The following is an 18,483-nucleotide window of genomic DNA, read 5'->3' as shown; positions in this document are numbered from 1 at the left end:
GTCAGCTCCTCGTCCCACGGTCGTCCGCGACGACCGCGAAGAAGACGTCCTCGAGCGACGGCTGCTTCTCGACGTACTCGATCTCGGCGGGTGGCAGCAGCTGTTTGAGCTCGGCGAGCGTGCCGTCGACGATGATCCGGCCCTGGTGCAGGATCGCGATCCGGTCGGCGAGCTGCTCGGCCTCCTCCAGGTACTGCGTGGTGAGCAGGACCGTGGCGCCGTGCCCGGCCAGCCCGCGCACGGTCTGCCACACCTCGGCGCGCGCCTCGGGGTCGAGCCCGGTGGTCGGCTCGTCCAGGAAGATCACCGGTGGGTCCCCGATCAGGCTCATCGCGATGTCGAGCCGGCGGCGCATGCCGCCCGAGTACGTCGACACGCGGCGCGCGCCGGCGTCGGTCAGCGAGAACCTCCGGAGCAGGTCGTCGGCTGTGCCGCCCGGATCCCCGAGGTGCCGGAGCTTCGCGACCAGGACCAGGTTCTCCCGCCCGGTGAGAATGTCGTCCACGGCAGCGAACTGCCCGGTCAGACTGATCGACTCCCGGACGCCGCTCGCCTGCGTGGCGACGTCGAAACCGTTCACTTCCGCCGTACCGGCGTCGGCCTTCAGCAGCGTCGCCAGGATCCGTACGACGGTCGTCTTGCCCGCCCCGTTCGATCCGAGCAACGCGAACACGCTGCCTTGGGTGACCTCGAGGTCGACACCACGCAGTACGCCGACCTTCCCGTACGCCTTCTCCAGTCCCTGCACGCGAATCATCCCGTTGGTCCTCCCTGTTCGTTCCTGGACCCACAGGGTGGAGGGTTGACGTAGCGTCAAGGTCAAACACACTGGAGCGATGCAGCTACCGGCCGACGGACACGTCCACACCGAATGGTCCTGGGACACCGACCGCGGTTCCATGGACGCCACCTGCGCCCGAGCCGTCGCTCTCGGCCTCCCGGTCGTCGCGTTCACCGAGCACGTCGACTTCACGCCGTTCCGCGCCGGCTTCCTGGCCCCGAAGTTCACCGGCTTCGTGACCGACGGCCTCCTCCAGGCCCCACCACTCGACGTGGCCGGCTACCTGGAGTCGATCGACCGCTGCCGCTTCGCCTATCCCGAACTCAAGATCCTCACCGGCCTCGAAATCGGCCAGCCGCACCTGCACGTCGCGGAGGTCGCCTCACTCCTGGCCCAAGGCACCTTCGACCGAGTCATCGGCTCCCTCCACTGCCTCCCCGACGAACAAGGCGTGATGGCCGAACCGTGGGAACTCTTTCCCCACCAACCGGCCCCCGAGGTCTTCCGCGGCTACTTGACCGAGATCCCTCGCATGCTCAGTGGATCGACCGCCTTCAACGTCCTCGGCCACATCGACTACCCCGTGCGCTCGTGGCCCGGGCCTTTCAACCCACACGACTTCGAGGAAGAACTACGAGCCGCCCTCACCGCCGTGGCCGCCGCCGACCGAGCCCTTGAACTCAACACCCGCCTCCCGCTGGATCCCCTGATCCTCCGCTGGTGGCGAGAATCCGGCGGCCGCCAGCTGACCTTCGGCAGCGACGCCCACTACCCCGAGGCCCTCGCCACCGGCCTCGCCGAAGCCGCCACCATCGCTACGGCCCACGGCTTCGCCCCAGACTCCTCCCCCACCGAACCATGGCGAGCCGTCACCTGATGCGGGGCTTGCATTGCGTCCCCCCGTCGATGACGGCGACTCAGCCGAGGACGAGTCGCTCGTCTCCGAAGTCGGCGACGATCTCGAGCTTGCCGCCCAGCGCTTCGACGTACTTCCTGATGGTGCTCAGCTCTGACCTGGTCAGCTCACCACGCTCGATCGACGAGACCGCGGCCTGACTGACGTGCATCGACTCGGCCAGCTGCGTCTGCGTGACACCGTGCTGTTGACGAAGCTCCGCCAACCGGTAGGCCCGCTGCTCGGCCAGCGCCTCCTCACGCTGAACAGCAACCCGCGCCTCAGCCTCGGGACCGTCGATGCGCTCGGCGCGCACGTCCTTCCACTTCCGATGTGTCATGCGTCCTTCCCTCCTTCACCGTACGGATCGTCTGCCCAGCCTGGATCTCGCCGTAGGTTGCCGAGCCACTCGTCGTAGAGGTCGTCGGCGACCGGGATGCTCTCCAGGTACCACTCGGTCCAGCGGTCCTGCTTGCTGCCGCCCAGCAGCAGAACTGCCTGGGTCTGTGGGTCGAAGGCGAACAGCACCCGCAGCTTGCCGCACCGCAGTTCCTTCATGTTCTGATGCCGCGAACCTTTGATCGTGTCGACCGTCGGACGCGGCGTCGCCGGGCCCTGCTCAGCCAGCAGATCGATCCGAGCAGCCAAGGCGTCGTACTCCCTGGTGGGCAGCGACTCCATCCACTTGCTGCAGCCGTCCAGGACGTAGACGTCGTACTCCTCCATGGAGCAACAATACAAGCCATGGGTTGTACAAGCTAGGGATTGTTTCAAGTGTCATCATCAGGACGCCTGAGTTTCTTCACCAAGCCCGCGCCGAGCAGGCAAAGAAGCGAGCGTCGGCGAGCGGACGTGCATGCAGGCGAACGGAGTAGCGTCAAGCGAACGCTCGCCGACATCCCATACCCCCGGACCACCTTTACTCCAGCGAAGCGCGACAGCGCGCACTCAAGCGGGCGAAGCACGCGCGCGTAGCGCGGTAGCGCGTATTCGGCGGGCGACAGCCCGCACGCACGAAGCGCGCGATAGCACGCGCGTCAAGCGCGCCAGCGCGTACTTGGCGGGCGCCAGCCCGCACACCCTCGCAAAGGGTGGGCGGGAGCACGGCACGTAGCGAGCGCTAGCGAGCGGAGGGCCGCGCGTGGGGGCTTTCCTCCGCTCGCCAGGCAGTCGCGCTAGTTGTACATCTTGTCCAGGAGGTCGCCGTACTGGGTTTCGACGTGTTTGCGCTTGAGCTTCAGGCTGGGGGTCATCTCGCCGCCTTCGACCGTCAGGTCCCGGTCGAGGATGGTGAACTTCTTGATGGTTTCCCAGCGGTTGAGGCCGGCGTTGAGTTCGTCGACGTAGCCCTGGACCATCGTCCGGGCCGCGTCGGAGGCGGCGATCTCGGCGTACGACTTGCCGGCCAGGCCGTTGGCTTCGGCCCAGGCGACGATGGCGTCGGGGTCGAGGGTGACCAGGGCGCTGACGAAGTTGCGCTGGCTGCCGTGGACGAGGAACTGGCTGGCGTACGGGCAGATCATCTTGAACCGGCCCTCGATCACCTGCGGGGCGACGTACTTGCCGCCGGAGGTCTTGAACAGGTCCTTCTTGCGGTCGGTGATGAAGAGGAACTCGTCCTCGAAGTGCCCGATGTCGCCGGTGTGGAACCAGCCGTCGGTGTCGATCACCTCGGCGGTCTGGTCGGGCAGGTTGTGGTACCCGCTCATCACGCCGGGACCCTTGATCAGGATCTCGCCGTCCTCGGCGATCTTGAACTCGGCCGCCGGGAAGATCGGCCCGACGCTGCCGAGGCGGTAGTTCTCCGGCCGGTTCAGCGTCGACCCGGCCGCGGTCTCCGACAGGCCGTAGCCCTCGAGGATCAGCAGCCCGGCCGCGTGGAACCACTCGGCGAGCTTCTTGTCGAGGGCCGCCGAGCCGGACACGAAGAAGCGGATCCGCCCACCGAACCGGGCGCGGATCTTCGACAGCACGAGCTTGTCGGCCAGCGAGTACTTCGCGGCCAGTACGCCGCTGGGCTCCTTGCCGGCCTGCCGCAGCTTCGACACCTCGGCCCCGACGCCGAAGGCCCAGTGGAACAGCTTGAGCTTGGCTCCCCCGTCGGCCTCCATCATCGTGACGATCCGGCCGTGCGCCTTCTCGAACACGCGCGGCGCGGCGGCCATGAACGTCGGCTGCACGACCGCGGCGTTCTCGACGATCTTGTCGACCCGGCCGTCGATCGCGGTGGCGAAGCCGATCTGGAACTGTACGGCGAGCAGCACCTGACCGAAGACGTGCGACAGCGGCAGCCACAGGTACTGCAGGTCGTCCGGGCTGAGCACCCGGATCCCTTCCACGGCGGCGCCTTCGTACGTCCACACCGAGTGCGGCAGCCGGACGCCCTTGGGCCGGCCCGTCGTACCGGAGGTGTAGACGAGCGTGCACAGGTGTTCGGGCTTGATCTGCTCGACCCGCTCGTCGATCGCTGAAGGGTGCTCGTCGAGGTACCGCGCGCCGAGCTCGTCGAGCGCGGCGACGCTGATCACCCAGTCGCCGTCCTGCGGGTCGGGTTCGCCGTCGATCAGCACGACCTTGTGGACCGACGGGATCTCGGCCTTGTGCTCGCGCAGCTTGTCGACCTGACTGGCGTCCTCGGCGAAGACGACCTGGACGTCGGCGTCGGCGACGATGTACGCGACGTCGGCGGACATCGTCGTCGGGTAGATCGTCGTCGTCGCGGCCGCGACGACGACCGCGGCCAGGTAGCACTGCACCCACTCGAGCCGGGTGTTCGCGGCGACGGCGACGCGCTGCTCGGGTTCGACGCCGAGGGCGATCAGGCCCGCGCCGCGCCGGCGTACGAGCTCGTCGGTCTGCTGCCAGGTGACGGAGGCCCAGCCGTCGGTGACGGGGTGCCGGAACGCCTCCCGGTTGGGCGTGGCCGCCACGCGGTCGAAGAACATCTGCGCCAGATGTTCTTTTCGAGAGCTGAGCAGCGCGAGCTGCGGACCGTCGGCAACGGGCTTCATTCTGGCCTCCCAGGGGTCAGGTAAACCGGAGAGTAATAGCTCCGGCGCACGCTGACCATGCCGCTCGCCCACGCGACGGCCCGAGCTCGATCACGTTTCCGCAACGCGAGCGTACGACGGTCAGGCGGGGGTGACGCCCAGTGCTTCGAAGACCTCAGCGGGTGCACCACGCAGCAACTCGGGCAGCGTGAGCCTCAGCGCCCGGCAGAGCGCGACCGCGTCGGCCACGGTGATCCGGCGCGTGCCGGCCTCGAGCGAGGAAACGGTGGGCCGGGACCAACCGATTTCGTCGGCGAGGTCCTCCTGCCGCAGGCGGAGGCGAGCGCGGGCCGCACGCACGTTGCCCGCGATCAGGGCGTCCAGCTCCTCCGGCTTCATCTTCCGCAGTCTGCATCAGCGGAAAGCCTGGCGTCATACCCTATTTTCGAGCGACACGCAAGGTAATCAAGCACACTGAATCGAGTTAGGGCACTGTGTTAGCTTTTCCGTCGTCAGGTCAGAAAATCCGACGGAGTGTTTGATGGGCGAGATCGTCGAGGGACAGCGGGTGAGTTCGGACGACTACGGCCGCGGCACGGTCGCCGCGGTGTTCGGCGGCGAGGTCCAGGTGCTATGGGACTCCCCACTGCTCGAGGGTACGACGACCCGCCTGTTCACCCACGACCGCCGGTTCATCGAGCGGCTGACCCAGCTCCGCACCGACGAGGAGGGCCGCGAGGTCCCCGCCTAGAGCGCACCGGGCTGTCCACATGCACGTGCAATGCCCGGTGCAAGCAGCCCCGCTCCCGGCGTACGACGGGGGCGGGGCTGTGAACGTTCAGCGCTTCTGCAGCAGCTCGGCAATCTGTACGGCGTTGAGCGCCGCGCCCTTGCGGAGGTTGTCGTTCGAGACGAACAGGACCAGGCCACGACCACCGGGCACCGACTGGTCCTGGCGGATACGACCCACGTACGACGGGTCCTGGCCGGCCGCCGCCAGCGGCGTCGGGAGGTCGGCCAGCTCGACGCCCGGCGCCGCGGCGAGGAGCTCGGTCGCGCGCTCGGGGGTGATGGGCTCCGCGAACTCGACGTGGATGCTCAGCGAGTGGCCGGTGAAGACCGGGACGCGAACGCAGGTGCCGGCGACCGGGAGGTCGGGCAGGTGCAGGATCTTGCGGCTCTCGTTGCGGAGCTTCTGCTCCTCGTCGGTCTCACCGGAGCCGTCGGCAACGATCGAGCCGGCCAGCGGGAGCACGTTGAACGCGATCGGGCCGGCGTACACGGTCGGCTGCGGGAGCGTGACGCCGTCGGTGCCGCGGGCCAGCCGATCGGCGCCGTCGACGAGTCCCGCGGTCTGGTCGGCCAGCTCCCGGACGCCGGCGCCGCCGGAGCCCGACACCGCCTGGTACGTCGAGACGACGAGCCGGGTCAACCGTGCCTCGCGGTGCAGCGGCGCGAGGACCGGCATCGCGGCCATGGTCGTGCAGTTCGGGTTGGCGACGATGCCCTTCGGCAGTACGTCGAGGTCCTCGGGGTTGACCTCGGCAACGACCAGCGGGACGTCGGGGTCCATCCGCCAGCCGGACGAGTTGTCGACCACGATCGCGCCGGTCGCGGCGACCTTCGGAGCGAGCTCCTTGGAGGCCGTCTTGCCGTTGGAGAACAGCGCGAGGTCGAGCCCGGAGAAGTCCGCCGTGGCGGAGTCCTCGACGGTGACCTTGGTGTCGCCGTACGGCAGCTCGGTGCCCGCGGACCGCGCGGACGCGAAGTACCGGATCTCGTCGATGGGGAAGTTCCGTTCGACCAGCAGCTCCCGCATCACGCCGCCGACCTGACCTGTCGCTCCGAAAACTCCTACTCGCATGGGAAGCAGGATAGTTGGAGGGGTTTGGGGTGGGGCTGGGATTTCAGTATGCGGAGATGTGGGAGCGGGGAAGACTTGGAGGAGCGGCGGCTAGGGTGGGTGGATGCTTCCTCTGGTTGATCTGCATCGGCATCTCGAAGGGTCGATCCGGAGCAGCACCGTGCTCGACGTCGCCGAACGGACGGGCCACAAGTCCGTACGGCGAACCGCTTTGGTGGCCGACGACAACCAAACCGGGCTGCTGCCCTACCTGGACAAGGTCGATCTCGCGATCGGTGTGCTGACCGGCCTCGACGACTGGAGCCGGGCCGCGCGGGAGGCCGTGGACGACGCGTTCGACGATGGGCTGGAGCTGCTCGAGCTGCGGTTCTGCCCGGGGATCATCGCGCACGAGACCGGACTGGCGCCTGAGGCAGTCATCGACGCGGTCGCGGATGCGGTCGCCGAGCAGGCGAAGAAGCGGCAGCTGACAGTCGGGCTGATCGGCATCGTGGTGCGGCATCTCGGCGCCGACTCGGCCGCCGCGCAGATGGCGAGTCTGCTGGCGCGCAAGGAGCGGTTCTGCGCGGTCGACCTGGCCGGTGACGAGGCGAACTTCCCCGCCACGCTGTTCGCGGACGCGTTCTCCCAGGCGAGGCAGGCGGGACTGCACGTGACGATTCACGCCGGCGAGGCGGCCGGGCCGGAGAGCGTTTGGGACGCCGTACGGGAACTCAAAGCGGAACGCATCGGGCACGGCGTGCGGGCTGCTGAGGATCCTCGGTTGATGGAGTGGCTGGCCGCGCACGGGGTGACGCTGGAGGTGTCGCTCACGAGCAACACCCAGACCGGTGCGGCGCCGAGCTACGCGGAGCACCAGATCCACACGTTGCTGGCCGCGGGGGTGCCCGTGGCGTTGTGCACGGACAATCCGCGGGCCAGCAACGTGCGGTTGTCACAGGAGCACCGGACGGCGCTCGCCGAGGTCGGGCTCACACCACAGCAGCTCACAACCGTTGCCGAGCAGTCGGTCATCGCCGCATTCGTGGAGTGAAGAGCGGCCCGGGGTCAGTCCGCCGCGTTGGCGGCCGCTCGCCTGGCGAGCACCTCGTCGTTCTCGTCCGGGTCGCTGTTCAGCGAGTCGAGCAGGACGTCGACGGAGTCGCGGCGTTCCGGCATCAGCAGGCCGAGCCCGACGTACACGACCAGGGAAGTTGCCAGCGGCAACGCCACCACCATCGTGGTGTCGGTCGACCCGATGCCCCACTTCACGACCGCCCAGACGATCAGCCCGGCCGCCCACGAGGCGATCGCCGCCCGCGAGCCACAGCGCCGGAACCAGGGCAGCAACCCGAGCATCAGCGGGATCGAGATCGGGCCCATCGTCGCGGCCACCAGGTCGACGACGATCTTCAGGACGACGCCCTGCCCGTTGGTGAGGATCGCGATCAGCATGCTCACCGTCACGAACGTGAACGTCGTGATCCGGGCGAACTTCAGCGTCGCGGCGTCGGACAGCCGGCGCAGCTTCGGCACCAGCACCGGGCCGAGGTCGCGGGTGATCACCGACGAGATCACGTTCGCGTCGGAGGCGACCATCGCCATCGTGTGCGAGAAGAACCCGGCCAGCACCAGGCCGATCAGGCCGCTCGGCAGCAGCAGTTGCGCCAGTTCGACGTACGACTGCTCGGGCTTGCCGAGGTCCGGGACCAGCAGCGGCGCGGCACACATCGGGATGAACAGCACCAGCGGCCAGACCAGCCACAGGATCGACGACAGCAGCGCGGACCGCTTGGCCTCCGAGCCCGACGGCGCGGCCATGTAGCGCTGGGCCAGGTTCCACATGCCGCCGTTGTACTCGAAGGTTTTGATGAACAGGAACGCAATCAGGAAGATCGGTGTGTACGGCCCGTTCAGCGCGTCACCGTGCCCCTCGGGCAACTGGTCCCACATTTTCCACAACGTCGGTACGCCGTCCAGGTGCCGCAGGACGCCGACGAACATCGCGATCCCGGCCGCGGCCTGGATGACGAACTGCCCGAAGTCGGTGAGCACGTCCGCCCACAGCCCGCCGAGCGTCGCGTACAGCATCGTGACCACGCCGGTCAGCAGGATGCCCCACCGCATCGGTACGCCGGTGAACCCGTTCAGCAGTACGGCGATCGCGACCCACTTGGACGCGATGTCGACCACCTTGAGCGCGGCGCCGGAGTACGCGAGCACCTGCTGGGTCGGCAGGTTGTAGCGCTGGGCAAGGTACTCCAGCGGCGACACGACTCCGTGCTTGGCGCGCAGCCGGTTCCAGCGCGCGGCGAACACGAACGCGCCGATCCCGACGCCGACGCCGATCGAGACCGCCCACCAGACGTACACGGTGATGCCGTAGGTGTAGGCGACCGCGGCGAAGGCGACGAACATGACGGCGCTGTAGCCGGACATGTGGTGCGAGATGCCGGACAGCCACCAGGGGATCCGGCCGCCGGTCGTGAAGTAGTCGACGACGGTCTTGATCTTGGTGCGCGACCAGAGGCCGATCAGCACCATCAGCACGAAGTAGCCGGCCAGGACCGTCCAGTCCAGTGCGGTCATGCGATACCTCCAAGGGGCGGAACTTGGTATCAAGGGGCGGAACTAGAACCAAGAAGGCCTTTCTACTCTTGACTTGTTGTTCTGTCTAGTAGAACTTAGTTCCATGAATTCGCCTCTCCAGGTTCGTCACGCCACTCACCCCGCCCAGATCCCCGGGTTCGACACCGCGGGCCTTCGCGAGCACTACCTGGTCGACGACCTGTTCACCCCGGACGCGGTCACCGCGGTGCTCACCCACCACGACCGGATCGTGCTGGCCGGCGCCCGCCCGGTCTCCGGCCCGCTCACCCTCGGCACCTGGCCGGAGCTGCGCAGCGAGTACTTCCTCGAGCGCCGCGAGGCCGGCATCGTCAACGTCGGCGGCCCCGGCACGGTGAGCGTCGACGGCACCAAGTTCGAGCTGACCACCGGTGCCTGCCTGTACGCCGGGCGCGGCGCGCGCGAGGTCGTCTTCGAGGGCACCGACGCCGCGTTCTACCTGTTCAGTGCGGCCGCGCACACGGCGTACCCGACGGCTCTCGTGCAGCCCGGCGAGGGCAACCGGCTCGAGCTCGGCGACCAGCAGACCGCGAACCGGCGCACGATCGACCAGTACATCCACGCGACCGGCGTGCAGAGCTGCCAGATCGTGCTCGGCGTCACCACCCTGCACGCCGGCAGCACCTGGAACACGATGCCCTCGCACACCCACGACCGCCGGACCGAGTGCTACCTGTACTTCGGCCTGCCGGAGACCGAGCGGATCGTGCACCTGCTCGGCGAGCCCGAGGAGACCCGGCACCTGCTGGTCGCCGACCGCGAGGCGATCATCTCGCCGAGCTGGTCGATCCACTCCGGCGTCGGCACGTCGTCGTACAGCTTCGTGTGGGCGATGGCCGGCGAGAACCAGGCCTTCGCCGACATGGACGGCGTCGACGTGACGGAGCTGCGGTGACCGTCTTCTCCCTGAAGGGACGGACCGCCCTGGTGACCGGGGCGCGGCGCGGGATCGGTGCGGCGATCGCCGCCGGGTACGCCGCGGCCGGCGCCGACCTGATCCTGCTCGCCCGCGACGCCGCGCTCGAGGACACCCTCGAGGCGATCAAGCAGAACGGCGGCGGCGAGGCGACGGTCGTCACCGCGGACTTCGCCGCCCCCGCGGCCGTCGAGCAGGTCGCCACTCAGATCGCCCGCGAGCGCCGGATCGACATCCTGGTCAACAACGCGGGCACGATCCGCCGCGCGCCCGCGGCCGGAACCGCGACCCCCGACTGGCAGCACGTGATCGACGTGAACCTGAACTCCACCTGGGCGGTCACCCGCCCGATCGGCGCGGCGATGGTCCAGCACGGCGCCGGCAAGATCGTCACGATCGCCTCGCTGCTCAGTTTCCAGGGCGGCGTCACCGTGCCCGCCTACACTGCGAGCAAGCACGCGGTCGCGGGACTGACCAAGGCGCTGGCCAACGAGTGGGGAGCGGCCGGCGTCCAGGTGAACGCGATCGCGCCGGGCTACATCAGTACCGACAACACGACCGAACTGCGGGCCGACCCGGCGCGCGAGGCGGCCATCCGGGACCGCATCCCGGCCGGCCGCTGGGGTCGGCCGGAGGACCTGGTCGGGGCCGCGGTGTTCCTGGCCTCGGCGGCGTCGGACTACGTGAACGGCCATGTGCTCGCCGTCGACGGCGGCTGGCTCGCGAGATAGGCAGTACGGCGTACCGGGTTCGACCAGGACAGAGGTGACAGGATGAGCGGCATGAGTTCGCCCTCGGCCATCGACAAGACGCTGATGGTGCTCGACGCCGTCCTCGAGCACTCCCGGTTCACCGACGTCGTGACGGCCACCGGCCTGGCCAAGTCGACGGTGCACCGGATCATGGCGTCGCTGGTCGAGCACGAGTTCGTCGCGCAGTCCGAGGACGGCTCGTACCACCCGGGCCCGAAGGCGCTGCGGCTCGCCGGCCACGCGCTGACGAACGTCGATCTGGCCACGGTGGCGCGGCCGGTGCTCGCCGACCTGGTCGCGCAGACGCGCTGCACGGTGCACGTCGGCCTGCTGAACGGCGACGAGGCGATCTACGTCGCCCGCCTGGACGGCCCGAAGCCGTACCGGATGCCGTCGCGCGTGGGGAAGGCGTTCTGGCTGCACTGCACCGGGATCGGCAAGGCGCTGCTGGCGGAGATGGACGATGACACGCTCAACGCGCTGATCACCCGGACCGGACTGCCGGCCCGTACGCCGCTCACGCACACCACCGCGGCCGGGTTGAAGGCGGACCTGGCCCAGGTGAAGGCTCGCGGCTACGCGCTGGACGACGAGGAGAACGAGCCGGGCATCCGCTGCGTCGCGGCCGTGATCCACGACCACACCGCAGCGGCGATCGCGGCGGTGAGCATCTCGACGTTGTCGCTGGAGCAGTCGATCGCGCAGGTCGCGCTGATGGCCCCGGCCGCGATCGAAGCCGCCCGGAAGATCTCAGCGGCGCTGGGCTACCTGGAGCCCACTCACTAACGCCGTCCGGCCCACAGCTCGCGACTGGCCGGGTGGTGGTCGGTGACCAACTGGTCGGCGCCGCCGAACTCCTGCTCGACCCGGCGTTGCGGCGAGTACGTCGGCCAGCCGGGATCGCCGGTCTTGGCGAAGGCCACCCAGCTGTTGTGCATCCGGGTCGCGACGTCGCTTGCGCCCTGACCCACCAGCATCCCGCGCCAGTCGGCGTTGTCCAGGTTGTCGAACACGTACGGCAGTTCGAGCCCGTGGGACGCACCCAGCCGGCCGTCGCGCGCCGGCGACTGCCAGGCGAACCGGTACACGTGAGCCCTGCCGTGCGCCTCCGCCAGCCGGAGGGCCGGAATCCGGTAGATGGCGTCGGTCAGCATGGCGATCATCGCGTCATGGTCCCGCGCCGGTCCGTCGGCCCACCCACGGTAGGCCGCGAGGTCCTTGCGGCGGAGCCCGAACAGCCGGCCCATCACCGCCGTCATCAGTCGAGGAACGACGCCACGGTCGGGGACGGTCAGGAAGAACAGCCGCGCCTCCTGCGTGTTGTACCCGACCAGTACGTCGACGCCCGCGCCGGCGCCGGCTTCGATCGCCTTGATCGGGAGCTGCGGCAGCACCTCGCCGTCGACCACCGGCTCGAACGGCATCAGGTTGGTCGCGACCTCACCCCAGATCCGGCGGAACGGCGTCTTGGGCAGCTGCGCGGACACCTGCGACTGCGCCGCGATCAGCGCGGCGGAGCTCGCCGTACCGACTCCTTCGCGGGTCGCCGGCACTCCCAGGACCTTGGCGAGCCGCCGGCCGACGTTGCGGGCCGCGCCCGGCGAGATCGCGTGGTGGCCCGCGCCGGACTCCAGGATCGCCCGGTGGAACAGGCCCTCGGCGGCCGGCATCGTGAGGAGCGCCCCGATGCTCATCGCGCCCGCCGATTCGCCCATCACCGTGACGTTTCCGGGGTCACCGCCGAAGCTCGTGATCGTGTCGCGCACCCAGGTCAGCGCGGCGACCTGGTCGAGCAGCCCGAGGTTCGGTACGCCGTCGCCGAACCAGAGGAACCCGTCGGCGCCAAGCCGGTAGTTGATCGTCACGAACACGACACCGTCCCGCGCGAACGCCGTTCCGTCGTACCCGCTGAGCGCGTTGGACCCGCTGACGAACGCGCCACCGTGGATGAACACCATGACCGGCGCCGACCCCGTTGGATCCGGGGTCCAGACATTGGCGTGGAGGTAGTCGTCGCCGGGGACGACGAGGTTCGGGAGCAGGTCGGCCAGCGGACCGGACGCGGCGGCCTGCGGAGCGGTCGGGCCGGTCGATCGGGTGTCCCGGATCTCGGTCCACGGGCTCACAGGGGCCGGTGGCCGGAACCGGTGCTCGCCGACCGGCGGCGCGGCGTACGGTACGGCCCGGAAGACGGCGCCGTACTCCGTGGCATCGCCACGGATCGGTCCGGCGGGAGTGGTGACGACGAGGTCGGTCGATGCCATCGGGCCATCCTGGCACGGCGGCCCGGGCTTAGTTGCCGCGGGCCACGACACGCTCGGCGGTCGCGCGCAGCTCGGGCATCAGGTCGACGCCGGAGTCGAGCACGCCCCGCAGCTTCGGCCCGTCCTGCGCCTCGAACATCACCCCGACGGTCACCTCGTGATCGGGGCGGCTCAGCACCGTGACCGGGTCACCGGCCGCGATCGTGCCGGTCGTCAGGACCTTGAGGTAGACGCCGGAGCGGTTGGCCTGGTGGAACCGCTTCACCCAGCCCGGAATCCCCATCCGGTGCTGGAACGTGATGCACGGGATCCGCGGCGCCCGCACCTGGACCTCGACCTCGTCCCCGATACGCCACACCTCACCGAGCAGCGCGTTGGTCACCTCGACGCCCTCGGTCCGCAGGTTCTCGCCGAACAACCCCGACGGGATCTCCCGCCCGAGCTGCTCGCTCCACCACCGGGCGTCCTCCTCGGCGTACGCGTAGACGGCCTGATCCGGCCCACCGTGATTCGCGGTGTCACACACCGAGTCCCCCGCGAGCCCGAGCTCCCCCACCCGGACCCGCCCATGCTGCGGCCGCTTGTCGATCGCCGTCCAGCCGGTCTCCTTGGGCCCGGGGATCAGCTCTTCCACCACGTTCACCGTCAGCAGCCGCATCCCCGCATCCTCCCCCGCCGCGGCCCGAGGCTCCACCGGTTTCTAGTCCTGGATCGCCTTCACGATCGCGATGTTGCGGGTCAGCCAGTCCTGCGGGAGGGACTGGTCGGCGCCGGCGTCCTTGAGGGTCCACAGGACGTTGAGCATCTGGCGGACGATCACCCAGTCGCGGGCGCGGTCCTCGTCGAGGCCGGCGGCGTCGATGGCGGTGTAGAAGCGGGAGCGGACCCGGAAGCGGATGTCACCGGTGGCCACGACCTCGTCCCAGCGGTTCCAGAGCAAGGGCGCGACCTCGTAGCCGGGGTCGCCCGAGAGCGGCTTGGGGTCGATGACCAGCCAGGGTTCACGCTCGCCGGCGAGCACGTTCTCGTAGTGCAGGTCGCTGTGGATCAGCCGGCCGTCGGTCCCGGGGTCGGCCGCGAAGTCCGTGCCCAGCGAGATCGCCTGCTCGACGTACCGGCGTGGGACCGGCGCCGACGCGGGCATCGCGCGGAACTCCTCCATCCACCGCTTCAGCTCGCCCGACAGCGTCCGGTACTGCGGCCCGGCGGCGACATGCAGCCTCGAGTACGCCGTACCGATGAGCTCGCAGGCCTCCCGGTCGTCGACCGTCGTCAGGTCCCGCGGCGACAACCGCTCGAGCAGCAGCGCGAACCGCCGCGGGTCCGCCCGCAGCAACCGCACCGCGCCGCGCCCGCCCCAGGCCTGCAGCGCGAGGTGCTCGGTCTCGGCCTCCCAGTGCGGGAACTGCACCTTCAGCACCGCCGCCTCGCCGGCCCGCGTCAGCACCGGTGCGACGACCGCGCATTCCCCGTGCCAAGCCGGCCCGTCGACGGTCAGCTCCCACTCGCCGAGCAGCTCGTCGACCAGCCGCGGCAGCCCGTCCAGGTACGCGACCCAGTCCAGGCCGCGCGACCCGACGACGAGGAACCCGGCCGGGATCTCGAACGCCGGCACCTACTTCTTGGCCTTCTCGGCGGGCTCGTTGGTCTTCAGCGCGGCGATGAAGGCCTCCTGCGGGACCTCGACCCGGCCGACCATCTTCATCCGCTTCTTGCCCTCCTTCTGCTTCTCCAGCAGCTTGCGCTTCCGGGTGATGTCACCGCCGTAGCACTTGGCGAGCACGTCCTTGCGGATCGCCCGGATCGACTCCCGGGCGATGATCCGGGACCCGATCGCGGCCTGGATCGGCACCTCGAACTGCTGGCGCGGAATGAGTTCCTTGAGCTTGCCGGCCAGCGAGACGCCGTACGCGTAGGCGTTGTCGCGGTGCACGATCGCGGAGAACGCGTCGACGGTCTCGCCCTGCAGCAGGATGTCGACCTTGACCAGCGCCGCGGACTGCTCACCGGTCGGCTCGTAGTCGAGCGAGGCGTAGCCCTTGGTCTTCGACTTCAGCTGGTCGAAGAAGTCGAAGACGATCTCGGCCAGCGGCAGCGTGTAGCGTAGCTCGACGCGGTCCTCGGACAGGTACTCCATACCGAGCAGGTTGCCCCGCTTGGTCTGGCACAGGTCCATGATCGTGCCGATGAAGTCCTTCGGGCTGAGGATCGTCGCCCGCACCACCGGCTCGTAGATGTCGGCGATCTTGCCCTCGGGGAACTCGCTCGGGTTGGTGACGACGTGCTCCTTGCCGTCCTCCATCTCGACCCGGTAGACCACGTTCGGCGCGGTCGAGATCAGGTCCAGGTCGAACTCGCGCTCGAGCCGCTCGCGGACGATCTCCATGTGCAGCAGACCGAGGAAGCCGCAGCGGAAGCCGAAGCCGAGGGCGCCCGAGCTCTCCGGCTCGTACTGCAGGGCGGCGTCGTTCAGCTGCAGGCGCTCCAGCGCGTCGCGCAGCGTCGGGTAGTCGTCGCCGTCGATCGGGAACAGACCGGAGTAGACCATCGGCTGGGGGTGCTTGTACCCACCCAGGGCCTCGGTCGCGCCGCGGATCGACGAGGTGACGGTGTCACCGACGCGGGACTGGCGGACGTCCTTCACGCCGGTGATCAGGTAGCCGACCTCGCCGACGCCGATGCTCAGGCCCTTCACCGGCTCGGGCGAGATGACACCGACCTCGAGCATCTCGTGCACGGCGCCGGACGACATCATCTTGATCTTGTCGCGGTGCGTCAGCTCGCCGTCGACCACCCGGACGTAGGTGACCACGCCGCGGTAGGTGTCGTACACCGAGTCGAAGATCAGGGCCCGCGGCGGAGCGTCCTTGACGCCCTTCGGCGGCTCGACCTGCGCGACGATCTCGCTGAGCAGGTCCTCGACACCCTCACCGGTCTTGGCCGAGACCCGCAGGACGTCGGACTCCTTGCAGCCGATGATGTGCGCCAGCTCGGCGGCGTACTTCTCCGGCATGGCGCCCGGCAGGTCGATCTTGTTCAGCACCGGGATGATGTGCAGGTCCGCGTTCAGCGCGAGGTACAGGTTGGCCAGCGTCTGCGCCTCGATCCCCTGCGCCGCGTCGACCAGCAGCACCGCGCCCTCGCACGCCTCCAGCGACCGCGACACCTCGTAGGTGAAGTCGACGTGGCCGGGGGTGTCGATCATGTTCAGGATGTACGTCGTACCGTCCTCGGCGAGCAGGCCGCCGGGGCTGTCCGGCTTCGGCGCGTACGGCAGGCGCACGGCCTGGGACTTGATCGTGATGCCGCGCTCGCGCTCGATGTCCATCCGGTCCAGGTACTGCGCCCGCATCTGCCGGCCGTCGACGACACCGGTGATCTGCAGCATCCGGTCGGCCAGCGTCGACTTGCCGTGGTCGATGTGGGCGATGATGCAGAAGTTCCGGATCAGCGACGGGTCGGTGCGACCCGGCTGCGGAACGGTCGTGGGTCCTACGGGCACGGAGGGATCCAGTTCGTCTGAGGATGGAGACAGGACAACTCCTCCATCTTCCCATGACACGCCAGCCCTTTCCGCATCGAAGCGTCCGGCCGTGCAACAAACGGCGTGGACCGGTGTCTCTCTACCGTGACGAACATGATGCTGAGCCTGGGCCGCTCCCGGACTCACCCGCCGCCCGTCGCGGAGCGTGAGTCCGCGATCACCCGGCTCTACGAGGAACAGTGGGCCGGGATGGTCCGGCTCGCCCTGCTGATGCTGGGCGACCGTGCCTCGGCCGAGGACGCCGTGCAGGAGTCCTTCACGGCCGTCTACCGGCGCTGGGACAAGATCAAGGACGGCACCCGGGTGGAGGCCTACCTGCGGTCGGCGGTGCTGAACACCAGCCGCTCGGTCCTGCGCCGCCGCAAGCTCGCCGTACTGCACCGGCCGCCCGTCGATCCGCCGGTCTGGTCCGCCGAGAGCCAGGCGATGCTCGGCGAGGACCGGCGCGAGGTGCTGGCCGCGCTGGCGACGCTGCCGGCCCGTCGGCGAGAAGTGCTGGTGATGCGGTTCTACCTGCACCTGTCCGACGCCGACATCGCCCTGACGCTCGGCATCACCGAGGTCTCGGTCCGTTCGACCATCTCCCGGGCGCTGAAGGCCCTGGGCGCGAAGCTGAAGGAGGACCGGTGAATCTCGACCAGCGTCTGACCGACGCGCTCGACTCCGCCGCCCGGACCGTGCCTGACGACGCGGTGCCAGCTGAGATCGTGAACACTCCCGTACGGCGTACGCGGCCGGTGCTCGTGGTCGCGCTCGCCGCGGCGGCCGTGGTCGCGGCGGTCGCCGTACCGGTGGCTCTCTCCCGGAACCACGACCCCCAGGTCACCACCGGCAGCTGCGCGACGCCTCCCGCCGTCGAGCCGTTGGAGTACTCGCAGGTCAACGGCACCAAGCCGGCCACGCCGGAGGTCGACCGGATGCCGTTCGGCGCACCGCCCCGGGTGCCGTTCACGATGGCCCCGAACCGCGAGGGGACGGGGGGCTATCTCGAGGACAACGGCGTCCGCACGCCGGTCGAGACCGGCTACACCTACTTCGGCCTCGGCCGGGTCGACTGCGGGTGGATCATCGGCCGGCAGCGCTACGGCCCCGGCGGTGAGCTCGTGATCGGGCGATTGGACACCTCCGGCGCGTTCAACTCGTTCGGCGCGGTGTCCGGCGACGGCATGGGCCTGTCGCCGGACCGGTCCGAGGTCGCCTTCGTCGCGCCGACCGGGGACGGCCAGGCCCGGGTCGCCGTCCGGAACGTTGCCACCGGCAAGGAGACGGCGTCGTGGCCGACCGACCTGGAGGCCGAGGTGCTGGGCTGGAACGGTGCCGGGATCTGGTTCATGCCACGGGGTGAACGCACCCAGACCCGGGTCTGGAAGCCGGGCTCGGAGCCGGTACCGGTGGACACCGAGGGGCGCCGGCTGACGGCGTACCGGACGACCGATCGGATCCTGCTCAGTGAACCGGCGCAGACCGGCGAGGACGGTCAGGGGCCTGGACCGTGCGTGCGGGTCGCCGAACTGGACGGCACGCGGCTGAGGACTCTGCGGGAGCAGTGCGGCAGCAGCACCGCGGTGCTGTCACCGGACGGGAAGATCCTGGTGGCCGAGGGAGCCACGGTCGGGGCAGTGGTGGTCGACACCGGGGCCAAGACGCGTCTGCAGCTGTCGCCGCGGCTGCTCCATGCGGATTACCCGGGCGTGTGGGAGGACGACACCCACCTGATCGGCCAGATGGGGCTGGGAACCAACCGCGACATCACGTTGAGGTGCGACGTCGTCAACGGGTCCTGCGAACGCATCCAGGACGGCCCACGGCAAGGCGGGCTGCCGGGGCCTGGCATCGGGCGCCCCTGACCCTTCCACCGGCCGGGCTACTG

General features: G+C 69.3%; 19 protein-coding genes. 8 read left to right on the top strand and 11 right to left on the bottom strand.

The window, feature by feature from the left end:
• Position 1: 1 nt before the first annotated feature.
• Entirely contained in the window at positions 2-757 is a 756-nt protein-coding gene (locus HDA39_RS02125; protein WP_184793559.1) for an ABC transporter ATP-binding protein, read from the bottom strand.
• Between the two features lie 79 nt (positions 758-836).
• Here HDA39_RS02125 and HDA39_RS02120 point away from each other — a divergent pair, with 79 nt between their 5' ends.
• On the top strand, positions 837-1,658 hold the full coding sequence (locus HDA39_RS02120; protein WP_184793558.1) for a PHP domain-containing protein: 822 nt from the start codon (positions 837-839) through the stop codon (positions 1,656-1,658).
• Positions 1,659-1,698: 40 nt separating this feature from the next.
• Here the strand turns inward: HDA39_RS02120 and HDA39_RS02115 are convergent, their stop codons facing one another.
• The 4 genes from HDA39_RS02115 to HDA39_RS02100 all read right to left on the bottom strand — a co-directional run bounded on the left by HDA39_RS02115 (position 1,699) and on the right by HDA39_RS02100 (position 5,065).
• The gene (locus HDA39_RS02115) at positions 1,699-2,016 is read right to left on the bottom strand and encodes a helix-turn-helix domain-containing protein (RefSeq protein ID WP_184793557.1); all 318 of its coding nucleotides are present in this window, start codon (positions 2,014-2,016) and stop codon (positions 1,699-1,701) included.
• The gene (locus tag HDA39_RS02110) at positions 2,013-2,402 is read right to left on the bottom strand and encodes a type II toxin-antitoxin system RelE/ParE family toxin (RefSeq protein ID WP_184793556.1); all 390 of its coding nucleotides are present in this window, start codon (positions 2,400-2,402) and stop codon (positions 2,013-2,015) included. The genes HDA39_RS02115 and HDA39_RS02110 overlap by 4 nt, the downstream gene beginning before the upstream one ends.
• Before the next feature lie 449 nt (positions 2,403-2,851).
• On the bottom strand, positions 2,852-4,687 hold the full coding sequence (locus tag HDA39_RS02105) for an AMP-dependent synthetase/ligase (RefSeq protein WP_184793555.1): 1,836 nt from the start codon (positions 4,685-4,687) through the stop codon (positions 2,852-2,854).
• A gap of 120 nt (positions 4,688-4,807) precedes the next feature.
• On the bottom strand, positions 4,808-5,065 hold the full coding sequence (locus tag HDA39_RS02100) for a helix-turn-helix domain-containing protein (RefSeq protein WP_184793554.1): 258 nt from the start codon (positions 5,063-5,065) through the stop codon (positions 4,808-4,810).
• Between the two features lie 142 nt (positions 5,066-5,207).
• On the opposite strand from HDA39_RS02100, the gene HDA39_RS02095 reads away from it, so the two are divergent.
• A complete protein-coding gene (locus HDA39_RS02095) occupies positions 5,208-5,417 on the top strand; it encodes a hypothetical protein (RefSeq protein WP_184793553.1) in 210 nt (69 codons plus the stop codon).
• An 87-nt stretch (positions 5,418-5,504) separates the two neighbouring features.
• On the opposite strand, the gene HDA39_RS02090 is transcribed toward HDA39_RS02095, so the two are convergent.
• Positions 5,505-6,530 carry an aspartate-semialdehyde dehydrogenase gene (locus HDA39_RS02090; protein WP_184793552.1) on the bottom strand — a complete coding sequence of 342 codons (1,026 nt, stop codon included), beginning with the start codon at positions 6,528-6,530 and terminating at the stop codon, positions 5,505-5,507.
• A 103-nt stretch (positions 6,531-6,633) separates the two neighbouring features.
• Here HDA39_RS02090 and add point away from each other — a divergent pair, with 103 nt between their 5' ends.
• Positions 6,634-7,563: an adenosine deaminase gene (gene add, locus HDA39_RS02085; RefSeq protein WP_184793551.1), complete on the top strand. Its 930-nt coding sequence runs from the start codon at positions 6,634-6,636 to the stop codon at positions 7,561-7,563.
• Between the two features lie 14 nt (positions 7,564-7,577).
• Here the strand turns inward: add and HDA39_RS02080 are convergent, their stop codons facing one another.
• Positions 7,578-9,098: a sodium:solute symporter family protein gene (locus tag HDA39_RS02080; RefSeq protein WP_184793550.1), complete on the bottom strand. Its 1,521-nt coding sequence runs from the start codon at positions 9,096-9,098 to the stop codon at positions 7,578-7,580.
• Positions 9,099-9,201: 103 nt separating this feature from the next.
• On the opposite strand from HDA39_RS02080, the gene kduI reads away from it, so the two are divergent.
• The 3 genes from kduI to HDA39_RS02065 are packed head-to-tail and all read left to right on the top strand — an operon-like array spanning position 9,202 to position 11,591.
• Positions 9,202-10,032 carry a 5-dehydro-4-deoxy-D-glucuronate isomerase gene (gene kduI, locus HDA39_RS02075; protein ID WP_184793549.1) on the top strand — a complete coding sequence of 277 codons (831 nt, stop codon included), beginning with the start codon at positions 9,202-9,204 and terminating at the stop codon, positions 10,030-10,032.
• The gene (locus tag HDA39_RS02070) at positions 10,029-10,784 is read left to right on the top strand and encodes an SDR family oxidoreductase (RefSeq protein ID WP_184793548.1); all 756 of its coding nucleotides are present in this window, start codon (positions 10,029-10,031) and stop codon (positions 10,782-10,784) included. The genes kduI and HDA39_RS02070 overlap by 4 nt, the downstream gene beginning before the upstream one ends.
• Before the next feature lie 51 nt (positions 10,785-10,835).
• Positions 10,836-11,591: an IclR family transcriptional regulator gene (locus HDA39_RS02065; protein ID WP_184793547.1), complete on the top strand. Its 756-nt coding sequence runs from the start codon at positions 10,836-10,838 to the stop codon at positions 11,589-11,591.
• Here the strand turns inward: HDA39_RS02065 and HDA39_RS02060 are convergent.
• Genes HDA39_RS02060 through lepA form a run of 4 tightly spaced genes read right to left on the bottom strand, consistent with a single transcriptional unit; the run spans position 11,588 to position 16,571 of the window.
• Positions 11,588-13,069 (bottom strand): carboxylesterase/lipase family protein, encoded by a 1,482-nt coding sequence (locus tag HDA39_RS02060; RefSeq protein WP_184793546.1) that lies wholly within the window; start codon positions 13,067-13,069, stop codon positions 11,588-11,590. The two genes, HDA39_RS02065 and HDA39_RS02060, sit on opposite strands and share 4 nt — an antisense overlap.
• A gap of 28 nt (positions 13,070-13,097) precedes the next feature.
• Entirely contained in the window at positions 13,098-13,727 is a 630-nt protein-coding gene (locus HDA39_RS02055; protein ID WP_184793545.1) for an MOSC domain-containing protein, read from the bottom strand.
• 42 nt (positions 13,728-13,769) lie between these two features.
• Complete coding sequence (locus HDA39_RS02050) at positions 13,770-14,684, bottom strand: aminoglycoside phosphotransferase family protein (protein WP_184793544.1); 915 nt, start codon at positions 14,682-14,684, stop codon at positions 13,770-13,772.
• Positions 14,685-16,571, bottom strand: a complete 1,887-nt coding sequence (gene lepA / locus HDA39_RS02045) for a translation elongation factor 4 (protein ID WP_184793543.1) — start codon at positions 16,569-16,571, stop codon at positions 14,685-14,687. It lies immediately after the preceding gene.
• 135 nt (positions 16,572-16,706) lie between these two features.
• Here lepA and HDA39_RS02040 point away from each other — a divergent pair, with 135 nt between their 5' ends.
• Together HDA39_RS02040 and HDA39_RS02035 are read left to right on the top strand one after the other, a co-directional pair.
• Positions 16,707-17,243, top strand: a complete 537-nt coding sequence (locus HDA39_RS02040; protein ID WP_238355956.1) for an RNA polymerase sigma factor — start codon at positions 16,707-16,709, stop codon at positions 17,241-17,243.
• Positions 17,240-18,460, top strand: coding sequence for a hypothetical protein (locus HDA39_RS02035; RefSeq protein ID WP_184793541.1), 1,221 nt, complete (start codon positions 17,240-17,242; stop codon positions 18,458-18,460). The genes HDA39_RS02040 and HDA39_RS02035 overlap by 4 nt, the downstream gene beginning before the upstream one ends.
• Positions 18,461-18,483 lie beyond the last annotated feature (23 nt).

The sequence above is a fragment of the Kribbella italica genome, from assembly GCF_014205135.1.
Taxonomy (GTDB): domain Bacteria; phylum Actinomycetota; class Actinomycetes; order Propionibacteriales; family Kribbellaceae; genus Kribbella; species Kribbella italica.
This window is presented reverse-complemented; position numbering and strand designations above follow the sequence as displayed.

Coding starts and splice junctions, on each gene's coding strand:
- HDA39_RS02100 (WP_184793554.1), bottom strand. CDS start 5,065: ATGAAGCCGGAGGAGCTGGACGCCCTGATCGCGGGCAACGTGCGTGCG.
- HDA39_RS02040 (WP_238355956.1), top strand. CDS start 16,707: ATGATGCTGAGCCTGGGCCGCTCCCGGACTCACCCGCCGCCCGTCGCG.
- HDA39_RS02125 (WP_184793559.1), bottom strand. CDS start 757: ATGATTCGCGTGCAGGGACTGGAGAAGGCGTACGGGAAGGTCGGCGTA.
- HDA39_RS02055 (WP_184793545.1), bottom strand. CDS start 13,727: ATGCGGCTGCTGACGGTGAACGTGGTGGAAGAGCTGATCCCCGGGCCC.
- HDA39_RS02065 (WP_184793547.1), top strand. CDS start 10,836: ATGAGTTCGCCCTCGGCCATCGACAAGACGCTGATGGTGCTCGACGCC.
- HDA39_RS02110 (WP_184793556.1), bottom strand. CDS start 2,402: ATGGAGGAGTACGACGTCTACGTCCTGGACGGCTGCAGCAAGTGGATG.
- HDA39_RS02115 (WP_184793557.1), bottom strand. CDS start 2,016: ATGACACATCGGAAGTGGAAGGACGTGCGCGCCGAGCGCATCGACGGT.
- HDA39_RS02120 (WP_184793558.1), top strand. CDS start 837: ATGCAGCTACCGGCCGACGGACACGTCCACACCGAATGGTCCTGGGAC.
- HDA39_RS02105 (WP_184793555.1), bottom strand. CDS start 4,687: ATGAAGCCCGTTGCCGACGGTCCGCAGCTCGCGCTGCTCAGCTCTCGA.
- HDA39_RS02095 (WP_184793553.1), top strand. CDS start 5,208: ATGGGCGAGATCGTCGAGGGACAGCGGGTGAGTTCGGACGACTACGGC.
- HDA39_RS02090 (WP_184793552.1), bottom strand. CDS start 6,530: ATGCGAGTAGGAGTTTTCGGAGCGACAGGTCAGGTCGGCGGCGTGATG.
- add (WP_184793551.1), top strand. CDS start 6,634: ATGCTTCCTCTGGTTGATCTGCATCGGCATCTCGAAGGGTCGATCCGG.
- HDA39_RS02080 (WP_184793550.1), bottom strand. CDS start 9,098: ATGACCGCACTGGACTGGACGGTCCTGGCCGGCTACTTCGTGCTGATG.
- HDA39_RS02060 (WP_184793546.1), bottom strand. CDS start 13,069: ATGGCATCGACCGACCTCGTCGTCACCACTCCCGCCGGACCGATCCGT.
- kduI (WP_184793549.1), top strand. CDS start 9,202: ATGAATTCGCCTCTCCAGGTTCGTCACGCCACTCACCCCGCCCAGATC.